Source organism: Bacillus sp. S2(2019) (assembly GCF_005144805.1).
GTDB lineage: Bacteria > Bacillota > Bacilli > Bacillales > Bacillaceae > Bacillus > Bacillus altitudinis.
The window spans coordinates 668681-685724 of the sequence record NZ_SWFL01000001.1; the positions used below are offsets into that span (position 1 = coordinate 668681).

Sequence of the window (17044 nt, forward strand, 5' to 3'; positions counted from 1 at the left end):
AAGAAGTTTTAAACAAAACTTTATATACATTCAAAATGTTGTGCGCTAGAGATACGTCCTAAGCATTACCTTTTCATAATCGCTTCTTCATCTTTCAACTGAATCATAAGTGAGGACTGAATATATAATAAATTGATAATGCGGCGTGCCATTTCTGAGGGAGATGCATTGTAGTCATTTCTGATCCATTCAATGATAAAACCAAAGATGCCGTATGAACGATACTGGACAAAATAACTGTCGTTGATTTCTGCATACTGATCACTCACAAACGACATTCTATTTTGGAAAATATATTGTATTTTCTTAAGCAATTGTTCTTGTATGTGTGGAATTCGGTCTTCCATCACTAATAAATCATAATAGTCGCGATTTTCAACGATATATTGAAATACATCAGTGCCTTCTGGTTTCATGCGAGTTAAATCCAACAGTGGATTTTCACGAGTCGGCTTACAAAATTCATATTCGAAATCGACCATTTCCCGGTGAATAACATCTGCTGCTAATTCATCTTTACTTTCATAATGCACATAAAACGTCGTCCGATTATAGTTTGCCTTTTCCACAATATCCTTCACTTTTACGTGCGAATATCCTTTTTCTTTTACTAGTATTTTGAATGTTTGACGAAGTGTTTCTTTTGTTCGCTCAACACGGCGATCCTCTTTTTTGATCATGGGCCCCTCCTTTAGACACTTTTTAAAAAATGTTGATTAGAGATACATAATTTCATTTGTGTTGAAAACCTATACAAAAAAGTTTTTTTGCTGATTGAAACGAAAAATCTTTCGTCCTACAATCAACTTAGTCATAAAGAAATGAATTTTTTGTGACATTTGATCTAACCTTTCTTCAGAATATCATACTATACAAAAAGAGAGGGCACATGATATGGAAATTCAAGCGATGGTCACAACAAATGAAAAAGATTTCGAGAAACAAACACTATTACTAGATGATCCAAAAGCAGATGAAGTGCTTGTCAAAATCGTTGCATCTGGCGTTTGTCATACGGATGCCACTGTATTAGATGGCACGCTCCCTGTTCCACGTCCTGCTTTATTAGGACATGAAGGCTCTGGCATAGTCGTGAAAGCAGGTTCTAATGTCACAACCGTTCAAGAAGGAGACCACGTTGTACTTGGTTTCGCTTATTGCGGTCATTGCCATAATTGTCTTGACGGGAACGCTGGTGGATGTGAAAACATGATTCCACTAAATTTTTCTGGTCGTAATAAACATAATGAAACGCCTATCCATACACATGATCATCAAGATGTATCACAATTTTTTGGTCAATCGTCATTTGGTACATATGCAACGGTTGATGAGAAAAATGTGGTGAAAGTAGACAAAGAAACTGATTTACGCTATTTAGGACCATTCGGTTGCGGCTTAATGACTGGGAGCGGTACTGTCTTAAATTCACTTGCTCCAGCTCCAGGTACAAGCTTTGTTGTGTTCGGTACAGGCGCTGTCGGTTTAAGTGGGTTAATGGCAGCAAAAATTGCAGGCTGTGATCCGATTATTGCCGTTGATATCCATGATAGCCGCCTTGAGCTAGCAAAAGAATTAGGTGCAACACATGTCATCAACAGTAAACATGAGAATCCAGCTGAAAAAGTTAAGGAGATCACAGAAGGAAAAGGGGCACATTACTCATTTGAAACAACTGGAGTACCAGAAGTCACACTAGCTGCCCTTCACTGCCTGCGTGTCAAAGGAACTTGTGCAACAGTAGCAGTAGGAAAACGCGATTTAACGTTTAATGTGACCAATGATCTCATGCTCAATGCGCTCACGTTAAAAGGTGTGATAGAAGGAGATGCCGTTCCTCAACTATTCATTCCTAAACTAGTCAAGTTCTTTAAAAATGGACAATTCCCAGTTGAGAAACTAGCAAAATTCTACGAATTAGAAGAGATTGAACAAGCCTTTGAAGATTCTAAAAATGGATCTACGATTAAACCAATTCTTATTTTAGATAAAGAGTATCGAGCTTAAGTCGTAATGAGACATGAAACTCAAAATCCCCCTTTCCATATAAAGGGGGATTTTTGGACTTTCATGCTGTCCTTACCTTCACACATACATCACCGGTGTCGATATTTTAATAATCTTCCCGCCTCGACGATAAAACCTTGGGACTCGGCGGCTTAAGGTCGCGACAACTTCGTAGTTGATCGTATTGAGCATTTCAGCAATTTCATCAACAGAAATTTCTCCGCCCTTTTGACGGCCATAAATGACGACTTCCTCGCCTTGCTTTGCTTTCATCTCTCCTAAGCTGATCATGGTCATATCCATTGTGACTCGGCCCGCAATTGGCATTCGTTCTCCGCGAAAAAGCATAAACCCTCGATTGGATAAAGCACGTGAGTACCCATCTGCATAGCCAATCGGTATGGTCGCAATGACTTCGTCAGGCTTTGCTACATAGGTTGCCCCATAGCTGACGGTTCTTGGTTTTGTCACCATTTTCTTCACGAACGCAATTCTTGCTTTTAAACTAAGAGCGGGCTCTAGCTGAACAGCGTCTAAGCTTTCAATGTACTGCGAGGGATACAATCCATAAAGTCCGATACCAAGCCGGATCATATCGGCGCTAAATTCAGGAAACGCAATCGAAGCAGCTGTATTGTTCATATGTACGGTCGGCAGTTTGATCCCTTCTTCTTTCAAAAACCGAAGAAAATCAATGAAGATGCTGTGCTGAAGCAACGTAAAATCAGGATCAGGCTCATCCGCAGTAGAGAAATGCGTAAATATTCCATCCCACCTCAGGTTTTCACTCTTTTCAAGCGCCTTCACAACCGCTAACAGCTCTTCCTTTGTCCGTACACCTAATCGCCCCATCCCTGTGTCAACATTGACATGAATCCCAAGCTGGCGCTGGCTTTCTTCTTCCGCTAAGATCTCATTTGCTTGAGCAATCCAATCTTCACGAAGGCCAGATAGATCAATTCTCCAGGCTGCGGCCCTTTTCACACAGTCGAGCGGTGTAAATCCAAGAACCAAAATCGGTGCTTCAATTTTTGCTCTTCGCAGCACAATGCCTTCCTCTAAGCTAGCAACTGCGAGCTCCGTCGCACCGCTTTCTAGTGCCTGCCGCGCTACCTCCACTGAACCGTGTCCATAAGCATTCGCCTTCACGACAGCCATGATCTTACTTTTTCTTGGAATATGCGCTTGAATGGCTTCGATATTTCTTTTAATCGCATCAAGATTGACTTCGATCCAGACTTCCCTGCAAAGTTTTTGCATGTATGCTTCCTCCTCATCACATAAGTCATTTCAATATCAATGTTCGTTTTCGTGTCTAGTCTATCTTTATTCATTTTTGTGAAAAACATTCAACTACAATGACTGGACTGGCTTTGACTTGATTGAGATAAAAAAAGAAACCACATCAAAATGTGATTTCTTCTTTATGAACAGGAATTTAGTTAATATACAGATTTCATCATTGAATCAATTTGATGATAAATCTCTTCCAGATTTTCTCGTTCAATCAAATATTCAGCGGTGCTCTTACGAACTGGCACATCAAATTGCAGGAAGGTGATCGTAATCGTTGATGCTACTTGATCATTCATCGTTAATCTTAATTGAAGTGTAGAAATCTCTTCATTATTATCACTCTCAGTAGAATGTTCAATGGGTTTACCATCTTCTAACACGTCAACTTGTTTCAACTCTTGCAAGGAAAGTTCAGTGACTTCAAACCTGAATTTCTGAGATGAGCTGCCAGGTTGATATGTAATAAAGCGCATTTTCTTTCGCTCGTCATCAATCGCAAATCCTTTATCAACATTTTGCGAAAAGATGTATGTTGAGGACTGAAACCCGTCTTCGTGAAAGAGCATCATCATCTTATCTAATAAGATGTTTGGATCATTCTTTTCTTTTTGTCTTTGCAGCCTTCCCGCTATGAATAAAATGACCATTCCCCCAATAATGCTAAAAGCTGTTCCCAACCCATTACCTACATCTACGAAAACAGTAAAGCCTAAAATAGCAACAATAAAAGCGATTACAATTCCTATGATGAATATCACACCATGCTCCTCCTGACATAACCTTTCATTGTTTTAGCCATAGTATATCATTTGGATCAAGTGCTTCAACGAAAAGATTTTATTGGTTTTTAATTGAAAAAAATCTACTATAGACTAAACAGATGCTATATTTATCTCACTCTTTAAATAGAAAGGATCTTTAGGATGAACCTCTACTCGACAGACGAAATCATTGATGCTTTATATAAAGCCTGGTCCTCTCAATCTAGTTCAAAATTGAGTAAAGACAACCCAGCAAACGGACAATGTGGCGTCACTTCTTTAGTTGTCCATGATCTTTTAGGCGGAAAAATAAACAAGACCTTATTACAAAGCGGATGGCACTTTTACAACGTAGTGAATGGAACAAGAATTGACTTTACTTCTTCACAATTCTCTGAAGAAATTTTTTATATGGATGTACCTTCAAATCGGGAAGAAGCATTTCAAGATACGAATAAGGATCAATATCGTTATTTAAAGGAACGAGTCCTAAATTATTTAAACGTGTAGATTTTATATTCATGAAAACAGACCACAAGAGGTCTGTTTTCATTGAAGTTAGATAAAATGTTTAAAAGATAGGCAGTAAGAATTCACACACCTTATCTTCGCCTTCTTCTTCTCTATATCTCTCCATAATAGGTGCCTGGCGTATGTTCAATTGATTGTGTTGGATCATTTGAGGTAATTGTCTCCAAAACAAATTCACTTTTTCGGCTGTATGTGTCACCGTGAACACAGCATACTTTCCTCCTTCAACATGACCAGTCTGAACCAGTTGATCTTTGGAGAAATCTCTATTTGTCATGAACATGAGGTCATATCTGCAATTTTCAGATAAAGTTCTGGCAGGATCATCTTGAGAGACACCGTATATGCCATGTTTCTTTAATTCATCATTGAATTGATGTTCGTTGATCCATTTTTTAAATTTCTTCATCATCTCCACGTTCTCTTTACTGCCATACGGTCCTACATTTCTCATATACACCATTCTCATATTCGTTAACATTTCAATTTTGTAATTCATGATTCCCCTCCAACTCTTATTGGAAGATTGGCCAATCATTCCTTACATCCAACGGTAACACCCTTTAAAATATAATGCATTAGGATATTAAAAATAATTGAATCTCATATTCTCATTCATAAGATGTCCAATTTTTAATCATAAAAAAAGAACGGATTTTAGCCGCTCACTTGTTATTGGTTTTCCTTTGAAGAAATGGCTTTAAGAAAACTGACAATCAAATAGATTATTATTCCGAAAAACATACCATTTAACAAACTGATTAACAACATCTTACAAATCAGACCAACATAATAAGACACTGGCGTCCCTGGAAATACAGCCATATTAAACAGGCTAATCATAAAGGTTAAAGCAAAGAATATAATGAAAATCCTTCGAAATAATTTGGATTTTAACATTGTCATTTTACTTCCTCCTCAATATCTTTTCTATGGGAAAAATATTCTTTATTCATAGCATATATACCGTCTTAAAATAAAAAGCCCTTAAGGGGCTTTTTATTTAAGCAGTATAACCGATACTTGCCGTATGACCTCTCCTAGCTTCATCATGACTTGCTGTCACTTCAGATGTAAAATAACTAACAATACTGATGACACTGATCACTGCACATACTACTGATAACGTTTTAAATTTCATACTGACAGTCACCCCGCTTTACTTGAGTTTGGAAATAAAGAATTTTTTCATAGAAATGCATCGCATTGTCTTTATCTCCCATCTCATTATAATATTTTGCAGCATCTTTTGCTAAGTCTTCAAGGTCAGGATACATGGACTTCATCTCTAACCAATCTGAAATTTTTTCTAGTTGTTCAAAATTGTTGTCAACGTATAGTGATTTTAAAAACGTAAAGATACGTAACAACACATGATCTTTCAGCTTTTCAGATAGTTCTATACCGTTATGTAATGCATACGTACCTAGATCTTGTTCGTTCTTTTTAAAATAGGATTTTGATAACATAACGAGAGGGTCTAAAATTCGATTTAAATGCTCGTACCCCTGCTCTTTAAATGCTCGAATCGAGTCATTAAAGTGAACAATTGCTTGTGCTAGGTCACCATGATGGAAATAACTCAACCCTAAATTATAGAGCGCTGACCCTTTTAGTCTTTTTGTTGAGTGATCGGCAGCTTGTTCAAGCGCACGTTCAAAATGTGGAATGGCTTTTTCGGGGCAGCCCATATCAATATAGTTTAATCCAATGACAAAAGAACACTGGATTTCTCTGACTGTGTATGTATCTTTTTCTCGGTAACATTCTATCGCCTGTGCGATATGGTGCATGGACATGTGGGTTTGTTTCATGTGGTAATAGATTTCCGCCATCTTGTAATTGAACTCGGCACGTTCAATATCGTCGCTGACAAGAGACAGCTTTTTTTCTGCTCGCTTATAGAAGGTAATCGCATTGAGGTATTCGTAGTTTTCAAATTCATACATCCCATAGAAAAAATTAAAGTAATACTCAAGCAATCCTGTTAATTTCTCTTGATCTTTTTTTATCTTCACTGCAAGTTCCCTGAAGTTCGCTCGTTCTTTCCCATTTTCTAAAGGATTCAAGTAATCTAGCATTAATTTATGTCTGAACTCCATGAGTGAGAAATACAATAATAAATCTTGATTCTCTTCCATATGATCAATCATTGATTTGATTTCTTCTTTATATGCTTCGGCGTCCGGTACATTAAATCGTTGAATATGATAATACCATTCATTGATTTTCAAACCGACGTGAGAAGAAAGCACTTTCTCCATCAGCTCTTACCCCTTCCTCTATTTTCCCTACAATGACATATATTATCATTTTATGAATCATTCGACACCGAAAATAAACCGCAAAAAAGCCCTATAAAGGGCCGTGTGAATGATAGATAACATGACTTCTATTCATAAATAAGCACCCAGTATTTCGCCCCAGGTTCCCCTTCCTCTACAACAGCCTTCCATCCTCTTTTTTGATAAAAAGACAAAGCTTTGTGATTTTCGGATACACATTTGAGGGTGACTGGTGTTCCGAGCACTTTGATCGCATGTTTCAGCAACAGATCGCCAGCCCCTTGACCAGCAGCTTCTGGATGTACAAACAAGAGATGAATAAAACGATCTGGTACATATAATGAGATGAATCCAAGGATTTTATTGCTCTCCTCAGCTAAGAAAATTTGCTCTTCCTGCGTATCTTGATCAAAATCTTGCAGTTTGATTTCTTCTGTATTGAGCCAGTGAAAGCTCTGACGTCGGGATTCTAAATAGATTTGTCTTAATTGTGGATAATCTTCTATGCTTGCTTCTCTAATCAACATCGCAACATCCCCTATGTTTTTTAATTTGAATTTAAAATGTGTTTTGCCTGTGTTCTACCTGTCATTAACAATTGATCACTGAACTGCGAATCATTGACAGCTCGTGCAAGAGCAATTGTACCAATCATGCTGCTTACTAGTGCGTAACTGGTAGAGAGATCTATGTGTCCCGTATCAGCTGTAAACGCCATAAACCGTTTCAATTCATCTGTATAGGCTTTACGTACCTCTTGCGATAATTGAGCAATCTCCCCTGCCAGTGCAGGCAATATACAGCCGATCTCCGTCTGATCACGGTGAACGGAACTTAAATAAAAGTCAATGATCGTCTGAATTCGAGGCTGGTCTGTTTTCTTGTCTGCAACACTTTGCAGCAGCTTGATCGTATCAGTAATAGCAAAATGAAAAGTCTCTATCACCAACTGATCCTTGTTCTTAAAGTGAGCGTAAAACCCTCCATGAGTTAGACCTGCCCCTTTCATAATGTATGGCAAACTGATACTACGGACGCCATTTGTTCGAAATGCTCGTGCAGCACTAGCGATGATCTGCTCTCTCACTTTTGACTTATGACCTTTCGGATAAGGCATCCTCTTTTCTCCTTCCTTTTAACTCATCTAAGTGTATTTATTAAAATATTATAATTATCATATTATCTTGTGTCAATTGACTAAAATCCATCTTTCCTCACTCAAATGGGATTGACTTCACTAAAATATGATGACTATAATATATTATGATCATCATATTTTGAAATTGGAGGTGCAAGAAATGATTCATTTAGAAACAGTAGATACATTAGTGATTGGATCAGGTCCAGGGGGCTACGTGGCGGCATTACGTTCAGCTCATCTCGGCATGAAGACAGCGATAGTAGAACGTGATCAGTTAGGTGGCGTATGCACCCATGTAGGCTGTATCCCTTCTAAAGCGCTAATAGCAGAAGCAGAGCGGTTCAAACTCAGCACACAATGGGGTGGTTTTCAAGAAGGCGGTTCTTTCAATGAAGCTCAAGCGTTCAAAAAAGCTGTTGTGGAAAAACAAGCTGGAGGCGTCCAATTTTTGTTAAAGTCAGCGGGAGTTACTATTTTGGAAGGCGAGGCAAGCTTGTTCGATCAGCATACAGCGGTGATTCAACATGCCGAAAAAGGTGAAAAACGAATCAACTTCAAACACCTTATATTAGCAACCGGCTCTCGTCCAATTGAAATTAAATCACTCCCTTTCGGAGGTCGTATATTGTCTTCCACTGAAGCACTATCCCTTCCCGAAATCCCTAAAAGCCTTGTCGTAGTTGGGGGTGGATATATTGGTGTTGAACTCGGACAGATGTTTGCAAGGTTTGGATCAAAAGTCACCATTCTAGAAGGCGGCAATCAAGTATTGCCTGGTTTTGAAAGTGAACTTGTCTCACCTGTTGTTCGACAATTGAAAGAAGATAACATCACCGTGATTACAGGAGCAAACGTCATAGGTGCCGAGCAGCATATGAGCGGAATTGATCTTCATTATGAGAAACAGAAAGAAAGTTACACGTTGAAAGCAGATTATGCACTGATTACTGTCGGAAGAAAACCGAATACAGATGGAACATTAGGTCTCCATTCTATCGGTTTGTCCATTACCCCTAACGGACTAGTTAAAATTGATGAACAATGCAGAACTTCCATTCCGCACATTTATGCAATTGGTGATATCACCGAGGGTCCTGCTCTGGCTCATAAAGCTTCCTATGAAGCGAAGGTGGCAGCAGAAGCAATCGCCGGGAAACCTTCGATGATCGATTATAAAGCGATCCCTCTCGTTGTGTTTTCCAGCCCAGAATTGACGAGTGTTGGACTGAGCGAAACGGATTGCAAGCAGCAATCCATTCCGACTGTTACTGGAAAAACAATGTTCTCTATTAATGGTCGAGCACTGGCATTAAAAGAACCAGAAGGATTTGTGAAGATTGTGGCCCATGCTGAATCTGGCCTTATTTTAGGAGCACAAATCGTAGGTGCAGAGGCATCTACTCTTATATCAGAACTTTCTCTCTCTATTGAAATTGGTGCTACAGTAGAAGATTTAGCCATGACGATTCATCCTCACCCAACATTAGGTGAAATGATCATGGAGGCTGCAGAAATGGCCACTCGTAAAGTTGAAAAAAATCTGGCACGATAATTCATTCAGGTGCATCTTTTAAAAATTGAGTAAAATAATCGCCATAGCTACTTAGGAATAGGCTATGGCGATTTCAATTGAGTCATGATATAAAAGCAGCGGTATATTGATCTTTAATTGGATACCTCATCACGTTTTTTCCCTAACTTCATCGATAACTGCACGCCAATCATCAGCATCACGATGGCGAGCATTGCGACAATAGCAGCTTGAAAATGTCCGCTGATATCGAAAATCAAACCGATTAAAAATGGACCAAATCCTCCCATGATGTACCCGCCCATCTGTGACATCGCTGACCATGTACCGGCTTCTTCTGGTGTACGCGTTTCAATAATAGGCAGCATAAGCGCTAAAGGAAATAATCCACCTGCTCCAATCCCCAGAAAAATAACAGCTGGCAGGATCGGCATTGGCAGTAGAAGGAATATGAGGCCAATCAGCTCTGACAAACTGCATAAAATCAGAAATAATTTCGGCTTTCCTAGACGATTGACGATGTTTGGAACGAGTAATGCCACCGGAATCTGAATGAGCGTAAATATCGTAAGCAGCATGGCGGCATACTGCGGACTATTCCCAAAATCAAGCGCAATGGGTGAAATCCACGCTGTTAACGAATAGAACATGCTAGACATAAAGCCAAAGAACAAGGTGAATTGAATGGCTTTTTTGTTTCGCAGCGGTAATCTCAGCGGCACATCTGCATGATCCGCTTGTTGGTTTTGACGAGCTAGACCGAGCCATAAAATCAGTGCAATAACGCCTAAAACCGCCCAGCAAGATAACGCAAGTGGAAGGTTATGCTCACTGCGAAGGTAAATCGGAATGGTCAAGCCCGAAGCAAGTGCAGCTCCAACTGTCATCGATATAGAGTACACACTGACAATCCCAGGACTTTTCGGGAAATACTTTTTAATAAAACTAGACAACAATGGTCCGGCAAAACTTATTCCAACTCCTCCTGCAAAAGCAGTCACGAGAAGGATGGTAACCGTTTGACTTGTACCACGCAGTCCAGTCGCAATTGTGATAAGAAAAATCGAGAAAAAAAGAGTTCTCTCTAATCCAAACCGGCGGCTTAGTTTCGTTGCTACAGGGGCAAACACTCCCATGCACAAGACCGGCAAAGTGGTTAAAAGACTTGCCGTGAGTGCACTAACGCCAAGGTCTGATTGAATCATGCTCATCATAGAAGCCACGGATGTAATGATTGGGCGCAAGTTTAAGGCAGCTAAAAATAAAGCAGCTAAATAAAATATTTTTTTTATCAATACTCTTCTTCCTCTCTCATCTTGTTGAGGTTACTATGAGTATAAATCCGCTTCATTCATTGATCAATACAATAATTCGTATTATGATGATAGGAAAATACTATCATTAATGAAAGGATGGCATATGGATACTCGTCACATTACCTATTTTATGGCTGTATTCGATCATTTACATTTCACAAAGGCTGCAGAGCAACTAGGTATATCACAGCCTACATTAAGCCAACAGATTCAGCTGCTTGAGGCTGAAGTTGGGATGCCGCTCTTTGACCGAATCGGTAAAAAAGTAGTTGCAACTGAAGCTGGTACGCTTCTTTATCAATATGGCATGAAAATGCTTCAGGCTGAACGAGATGCAAAAAATGCCATGAAAGAACTGTTATCTGAACAGCGGGGTACCGTTCGGCTTGCCGTCCTTCCCTCTGATCTTGACTTTCAGCTTGTTCCGCTTTTTGTAGAATTTAAAACGCTGTATCCAGAGATCAACCTAAAGGCTTTTTCGACCATCTTTGTTCGTGACGAGGTGCTCTCACATAAAGTCGATATCGGAATTGGGCTGCGCGGGCCTGCGGATAAACGACTGATTCAAATACCACTTGGCGATGAGCCCTACGAATTGTTTGTTCATTCAGACAGTGAACTGGCAAAAAGGCGTGAAGTGACGCTAAAAGAGCTGACAAAGCATGCACTGGTCATGTATCCAAAAGGCTATCTAGGAAGAGATTTGGTCGATGACGTATGTAAAGAACACGGTTTTGAATTGGACACGGTCATGGATGTTGGGTCTGCCACTTCACTATTGCAGTTGGTTGAAGCCGGGATCGGCGCCACCATCCAGCCAAGAGGGCTGTTAAAGCAACATTCAGCATGGCCTAATATTGTCTCTATCCCTATTTCTGCCCCTGCTCCTGTTCGGCATCTTGAATTAACGTATTATGCCGATCGATTTGTGACCAAAGCGCAAAAACAGCTATCTGAATGGCTAATAGACTTTTTCAAATCAAGAACAAACTAAAAAGTGAGGGTAACACATGAAGAATGCAAACAGCATATTTACAAGAACAAACCGGGTCGTGATTCGTCAGTTTGATCAGCAGGATATTGAAGCATTTTATCAATACCGATCAAACCCCTCTATTGCCACATTTCAATCCTGGGAAAACTACACGCACGAAGACGCTGAATCATTTGTTCAACACCAAATGACGCAACAACCTAATCAACCAGGGACGTGGTTTCAATACGCGATTGCCTTATCTGAATCCAATCAGCTGATAGGAGATTGCGCCATTCATACACTCGGCAGCGAGCCTAGAATCGTTGAAATAGGATTTACACTCGCGCCTGAATTTCAAGGAAAGGGCTATATTCATGAAGCCTTGAATTCAATGATCGAATATATTTTCACTACACTGAACAAGCATAAAATCATTGCCTTTACAGATGTACGAAACGAAAAATCTATTCGAGTACTGGAACGTTTAGACATGAGACGCGAAGGACATTTGCTGCAAAATTATATGTCAAAAGGACATTGGGTCGATGAGTATCAATATGCCATTCTTCAATCTGAGTGGGCCGCGAAGCGTCATTAAACATTTATTTCCTATTCAAAATCCCTAAATAAGCGCTCCACGGTCCTACATCGGTTCGATATCGTTCAGCCATGACCCGAACAATTTGGGAGATATGGGTGAAATCATGGACAACCCACGCAGAAAGTAATTCGCTCACTTGCACGACGCCGAATTCTGGATGGACGCCCTTTTTCTCTAGATCAAGACTTGAATGTGTCATACGCTGAATGTATGCCACATTCTCCATCCGCACATGATGAAACTCCGCTAGTGCTTGTTCTATCTGTCTTTCAGTTTGATTCAAATGGGCGTAGCGGTCAAATGCAGGAAATGGGGTATTCTCTCCATCAGCAAGAATGACACTTAATCGAGGAATCCAGTTGGATTTCTCTGCTTCAATCAAATGTTCAATGACTTCAACGGGATTCCACGTTCCCTCCCCTTCACGACTGTGAAGCCAATCCTTCGATAAACCTGACAAAAGACTTTCTAATGTACGAGGAGTTCGACTCAACATATCTAAAGCTTCATCCAAATTGAAATTCATATGGTTGCTCCTTTATCAATTTTTCTTTATTCTAATGTTTTTTGATTAGATTGCAACTCATACCGTAAAACAGATACAGAAGAAAATGAAAGGTGCTTTTGATCAACCTTCTATATACAAATAGAACTTTTCTATAACACTCACCATCCTTTCTTTTTTTATAATAGAAAAAAATGAAATGTGGTGATATGCATATCTACAACAATTGGTATTATGGGTGGTATGGGCCCTTTAGCGACGATTGATCTGATGAAAAAAATCATTTCTCATACACCAGCGATAAAAGATCAGGATCATCTCCATGTAATTGCTGATAATGATCCGCAAATCCCTGATAGAACCAATGCCATATTTGGGAAAGGCGAAGATCCTACAGAATATATGATTGCATCAGCTAAAAGATTAGAACGCGCAGGAGCGGACTTTATTCTGATTGCATGCAATACCGCTCACTTCTTTTTAGAAAACGTACAACAATCCACTCATATCCCTATCATGAATATGCCATTAGAAACCGCAAAGCATCTGAACAAACATCACTATACGTCTGTGGGCTTACTATGTACTGATGGCACATTAAAAACCCAGCTCTATCAAAAGGCTTGTGCCCATCACAAGATTGATGTCATGACTCCTAGTGAAAATCTTCAGAAAAACGTGATGAATGGGATTTATGCCGTGAAAGCAGGGAAATTGAGTAAAGGCGAAAGTGAACTGGCGTTAGCTGCAGAAATTTTAATCAATCAAGGAGCAGAAGCCATCATTGCCGGCTGTACAGAAATTCCTTTAGTTCTAAGGTCAACCAAAGCTGTGAAAGTGATTGACCCTACTGTCATTTTAGCGAAAGAAGCTGTAAAATTAGTGTATGAGCTTGAGAAGCTAAACATTTAAAGAACGTCATATAAGGGGATAACATGAATATTGAGAATATAGAAGCGTTTATTTATGTATGCCAGCTAGGCAGTATCAATAAAGCTGCAGAAGCACTGTATTTAACCCAGCCTTCTGTTTCGGCACGTATTCAATCGTTAGAAAAAGAATTAGACCTGAAATTATTTGATAGACAGAGAAATAAACTATCTCTGACGGAAAAAGGTGAACAGTTTTACCCGCATGCCAAAAAGATTCTCCATTCTTATCAAGAAGCAAAGCATAGTCTCAAACAAACGATGATCCCTTATGAATTGACGATTGGATGCGCATCCTCTATTTCCAATAATCTATTGCCTAACATATTGCCCGCCCTAAAAGAAAAATACGAAAACCTGAAAGTGAAAATTGTAACAGGACATTCAAAGGATGTTGTCCAAAAAGTGATTAACAACCAAGTAGACTTTGGCATTGTCAGGACTGAAACACATCCTCAAATTGAATCAATCCCGATTTTCAGCGATCCAATCGGGCTGTTCGTCCCAACTCATCACCCGCTTGCCAGCCTAGGCAACATCAATATGAATGAACTAGAAGAACAACCTTTTATTTTCTTTGACTATGGGTCATTTGATTGGTTGATGCTCCACCGATTATTTCAAAAAAACAACATCACACCGAACATTTCCATTGAGGTTGATCATATGGAAACTGCAAAAAATTTAGTGCTACAAGGAATGGGACTATCGTTTCTTCCTCATCATTGTGTTAGAAATGAAGTAAAACAAGGAACATTAAAACAAATTTCAATCGAGCCATCTATCAATTTCAACATCAATATCGAGTTCATTTATAAAAAAGGAAAATCCAAATCCGTTTTCATTGATCAACTCAAACAGTTTTTTCATGAATTAGATTAAAAAAAGCCCTTTTTAGGGGCTTTTTTTGGATTTGTTCTGATTGATTAGCTTTCGTTTGCCAACATGTATGCTGCCGTTTCATACATATCTTTCAATCCTGATCTCTGTGCGTACTCGGCCACAGTGATCGCACTTGTCGTCAGAAGTTCTATTATATGTTCATCCATTCCTGACCAAGTTCTCCCGCCTGCTTTTTCATACGCATGGATAAGTTTCGTTAATCCTTCTTTCCCAAAGAGAAGTTGATGCGACAAAAAGTCTGCAGATACATCACCAACCCCCACTTCAGACCAATCAATCACACCGGTAACACATTGATTTTCATCAATCAGAATGTGACCAGGATGCAAATCTCCATGCTTCACTCCTACAAAAGGCGGCCATAAAGAATCTTTAGCTAGCCATTCTTGCCAGCGCTCCCATAAACCGCTGTTAATGGTGTATTGCGATTTGACACGTTCCATTCGCTGTTTCATTGATCCTCTTAATTCATGAGCACTGAGCATGTCCACACCGATCGTTTTAAAAGGCTGTTGATCTAAGGAATGTACATTCGCTAAAACTCTTCCTAATGATTCATAATAAGCTTGCGGTACATTCGTTTGGTCAAATCTCCACTCATAAGATTGCTGTTCCACATCAATACTAGCCGCCGGTACCCCCTCTAATTGTTTATAAGCAATCAGACTTTCTGTAAAGATAGACCACTTAGGAACCTGAAAGTGAACCTGATTACTAATGTAATCTAATGTCTTTTTTTCTTGTAAGGTATGTTTCATTGATTCAGGTCTGCGAGGCATTCTTATTATCCATTGATCACCATGTAAATCTTCGACGTGAGCGACACGGAAATCCACACCTGATTCATTTATTTTGATGGTATTCTCTAAAATCTCTAATCCGTGATGTTTGACTAACTGCTTTAATTCCAGTCTATTCATATCCAATCCTCCAATTGTTCATTTAGTCATGATCAATAGGCATCAAGAATATCATCACAAAACCCACAAACAGGCTACTTTATGTGGTCAGAGTAAACAAAGCTAGACATATGCCTTTCTTTGCATCATAAAAAAACATACAAAAAAAAGACAGATCGATTAGCTGCCTCTTTTCTAGTGAAATTGCATACTTTCCCGCTGAAGATCATTAAAAATGTGCAGACTACCCCGTTTACTCCGTTTGATGAAAACAGAGCCTTTGAACATATGAAATTACTGATTGTTCAAAGTTTTCTGGCGTAATCTTCCTGAATGCATCATCTTTAACCATCCTCCTCTTTATCATATAAATTTACTATACTTTATTTAAATATGGCTTTCAATAAGATGACAAAAAGAAGCCCTTTTCAGGGGCTTTTCGTCTTTCACCATCGTTTATTCCCTGGATGAATATCTTCTCCCAAAAAAGCGGTATTAGGCTCACCACTATTTTCTAGAAACTCCGCTATTTCTTTCAGCTCTTGATTGATAAGGTCATTTCTTTGCATATCCGGGTTTAACAGAAGGATGGAGTGAATCGTTGTCGCTGCTTCATACAAAACATGTTGATCTTTTATCTGTTTGATGCATTGTTTCATACGATCGAAAAACCATTCAATCTCTTCAATTTCTTCCATCGGATAATGTGCCATTTTAAAGAGATTCTGCTGACGAAGGTCTTGTCTCTCAAAAATTTGTTCAAGCTCTTCTTTACTGATATACAAATCCGAGCATTCCTCATCAATTTCTACTACCTCGATCATCGCATCTTCAGCTGTATATAACTGCTCAATAAAATCATCGAAAGTATCCGCCAGCTTAAAATCGACTCCCATCTCTAAATCAAAATAGTGAATAGGAGGGTGCTCTTTCGTTTGTCGATAATCCATTGCGATCCATGTATCTTCTTCTCCGCTGATGAAAATAAGTCCTTCAGGCAGCTCCAATTCATCACTTAACTGAGGGCTAGTCATAATTCCATCACCTTTGGCGATTCCTCTTAGATGGTCAAATTGAACATGATCCTCTGCCCATGAATTCGGCTGTTCCGTTGGAAAAGCATTACGAACTGTAAAACCACCGTTCCATTCTAAAATGAGCTTTTTATATGTATCAGGTAAAGTGACACCAAGTCTTCCCTCTGCCTCAAGAATTTTTTCCTCATCTATCTTTTCTAACGTGAAAGGACTCTCTTCTTCTTTCTCCCAAAATGGTTTCAAAGTGGGGACCTCCTAGTTTCTAATGAGATCAGTATATCATTGACCACTGTACATGAACTTTAATAATGAATACAAATTGACAA

18 protein-coding genes are annotated in these 17044 nt (G+C 39.2%); 7 read left to right on the forward strand and 11 right to left on the reverse strand.

What is annotated here, in order from left to right:
- Positions 1–65: 65 nt before the first annotated feature.
- A complete protein-coding gene (locus tag FBF75_RS03390; RefSeq protein ID WP_058213846.1) occupies positions 66–680 on the reverse strand; it encodes a TetR/AcrR family transcriptional regulator in 615 nt (204 codons plus the stop codon).
- A 214-nt stretch (positions 681–894) separates the two neighbouring features.
- Between FBF75_RS03390 and FBF75_RS03395 the strand changes: the two genes are divergently transcribed.
- On the forward strand, positions 895–2007 hold the full coding sequence (locus tag FBF75_RS03395; protein WP_007498906.1) for an NAD(P)-dependent alcohol dehydrogenase: 1113 nt from the start codon (positions 895–897) through the stop codon (positions 2005–2007).
- Between the two features lie 78 nt (positions 2008–2085).
- Here FBF75_RS03395 and alr read toward each other — a convergent pair whose 3' ends face one another.
- Entirely contained in the window at positions 2086–3267 is a 1182-nt protein-coding gene (gene alr, locus FBF75_RS03400; RefSeq protein ID WP_136944431.1) for an alanine racemase, read from the reverse strand.
- Between the two features lie 182 nt (positions 3268–3449).
- Positions 3450–4061 carry a hypothetical protein gene (locus FBF75_RS03405; RefSeq protein ID WP_136944432.1) on the reverse strand — a complete coding sequence of 204 codons (612 nt, stop codon included), beginning with the start codon at positions 4059–4061 and terminating at the stop codon, positions 3450–3452.
- 165 nt (positions 4062–4226) lie between these two features.
- Between FBF75_RS03405 and FBF75_RS03410 the strand changes: the two genes are divergently transcribed.
- Positions 4227–4574, forward strand: a complete 348-nt coding sequence (locus FBF75_RS03410; RefSeq protein ID WP_136944433.1) for a YunG family protein — start codon at positions 4227–4229, stop codon at positions 4572–4574.
- 61 nt (positions 4575–4635) lie between these two features.
- Here the strand turns inward: FBF75_RS03410 and FBF75_RS03415 are convergent, their stop codons facing one another.
- From FBF75_RS03415 to FBF75_RS03430, 4 genes are all read right to left on the reverse strand, one after another.
- Positions 4636–5094, reverse strand: a complete 459-nt coding sequence (locus FBF75_RS03415) for a GyrI-like domain-containing protein (protein WP_136944434.1) — start codon at positions 5092–5094, stop codon at positions 4636–4638.
- A 631-nt stretch (positions 5095–5725) separates the two neighbouring features.
- Positions 5726–6859: a response regulator aspartate phosphatase gene (locus tag FBF75_RS03420; protein WP_136944435.1), complete on the reverse strand. Its 1134-nt coding sequence runs from the start codon at positions 6857–6859 to the stop codon at positions 5726–5728.
- A gap of 128 nt (positions 6860–6987) precedes the next feature.
- Complete coding sequence (locus FBF75_RS03425) at positions 6988–7407, reverse strand: GNAT family N-acetyltransferase (RefSeq protein WP_007498913.1); 420 nt, start codon at positions 7405–7407, stop codon at positions 6988–6990.
- A 20-nt stretch (positions 7408–7427) separates the two neighbouring features.
- Positions 7428–7997 (reverse strand): TetR/AcrR family transcriptional regulator, encoded by a 570-nt coding sequence (locus FBF75_RS03430; RefSeq protein WP_136944436.1) that lies wholly within the window; start codon positions 7995–7997, stop codon positions 7428–7430.
- Positions 7998–8178: 181 nt separating this feature from the next.
- On the opposite strand from FBF75_RS03430, the gene lpdA reads away from it, so the two are divergent.
- Positions 8179–9573 (forward strand): dihydrolipoyl dehydrogenase, encoded by a 1395-nt coding sequence (lpdA, locus tag FBF75_RS03435; protein ID WP_136944437.1) that lies wholly within the window; start codon positions 8179–8181, stop codon positions 9571–9573.
- Between the two features lie 113 nt (positions 9574–9686).
- Here the strand turns inward: lpdA and FBF75_RS03440 are convergent, their stop codons facing one another.
- The gene (locus FBF75_RS03440) at positions 9687–10844 is read right to left on the reverse strand and encodes an MFS transporter (RefSeq protein WP_035701038.1); all 1158 of its coding nucleotides are present in this window, start codon (positions 10842–10844) and stop codon (positions 9687–9689) included.
- 112 nt (positions 10845–10956) lie between these two features.
- Between FBF75_RS03440 and FBF75_RS03445 the strand changes: the two genes are divergently transcribed.
- Positions 10957–11862, forward strand: a complete 906-nt coding sequence (locus FBF75_RS03445) for a LysR family transcriptional regulator (protein ID WP_019743043.1) — start codon at positions 10957–10959, stop codon at positions 11860–11862.
- Between the two features lie 16 nt (positions 11863–11878).
- Positions 11879–12442: a GNAT family N-acetyltransferase gene (locus tag FBF75_RS03450; RefSeq protein ID WP_035700391.1), complete on the forward strand. Its 564-nt coding sequence runs from the start codon at positions 11879–11881 to the stop codon at positions 12440–12442.
- A gap of 4 nt (positions 12443–12446) precedes the next feature.
- Here the strand turns inward: FBF75_RS03450 and FBF75_RS03455 are convergent, their stop codons facing one another.
- Entirely contained in the window at positions 12447–12971 is a 525-nt protein-coding gene (locus tag FBF75_RS03455; RefSeq protein ID WP_065460206.1) for a DinB family protein, read from the reverse strand.
- Positions 12972–13163: 192 nt separating this feature from the next.
- On the opposite strand from FBF75_RS03455, the gene cuyB reads away from it, so the two are divergent.
- Positions 13164–13862 carry a cysteate racemase gene (gene cuyB / locus FBF75_RS03460; RefSeq protein ID WP_035700385.1) on the forward strand — a complete coding sequence of 233 codons (699 nt, stop codon included), beginning with the start codon at positions 13164–13166 and terminating at the stop codon, positions 13860–13862.
- 23 nt (positions 13863–13885) lie between these two features.
- Positions 13886–14761: a LysR family transcriptional regulator gene (locus tag FBF75_RS03465; protein ID WP_035700384.1), complete on the forward strand. Its 876-nt coding sequence runs from the start codon at positions 13886–13888 to the stop codon at positions 14759–14761.
- Between the two features lie 44 nt (positions 14762–14805).
- Here FBF75_RS03465 and FBF75_RS03470 read toward each other — a convergent pair whose 3' ends face one another.
- Positions 14806–15702 (reverse strand): macrolide 2'-phosphotransferase, encoded by an 897-nt coding sequence (locus FBF75_RS03470; protein ID WP_046343313.1) that lies wholly within the window; start codon positions 15700–15702, stop codon positions 14806–14808.
- A gap of 425 nt (positions 15703–16127) precedes the next feature.
- The gene (locus FBF75_RS03480) at positions 16128–16961 is read right to left on the reverse strand and encodes an SMI1/KNR4 family protein (RefSeq protein WP_058213853.1); all 834 of its coding nucleotides are present in this window, start codon (positions 16959–16961) and stop codon (positions 16128–16130) included.
- Between the last annotated feature and the right edge of the window lie 83 nt (positions 16962–17044).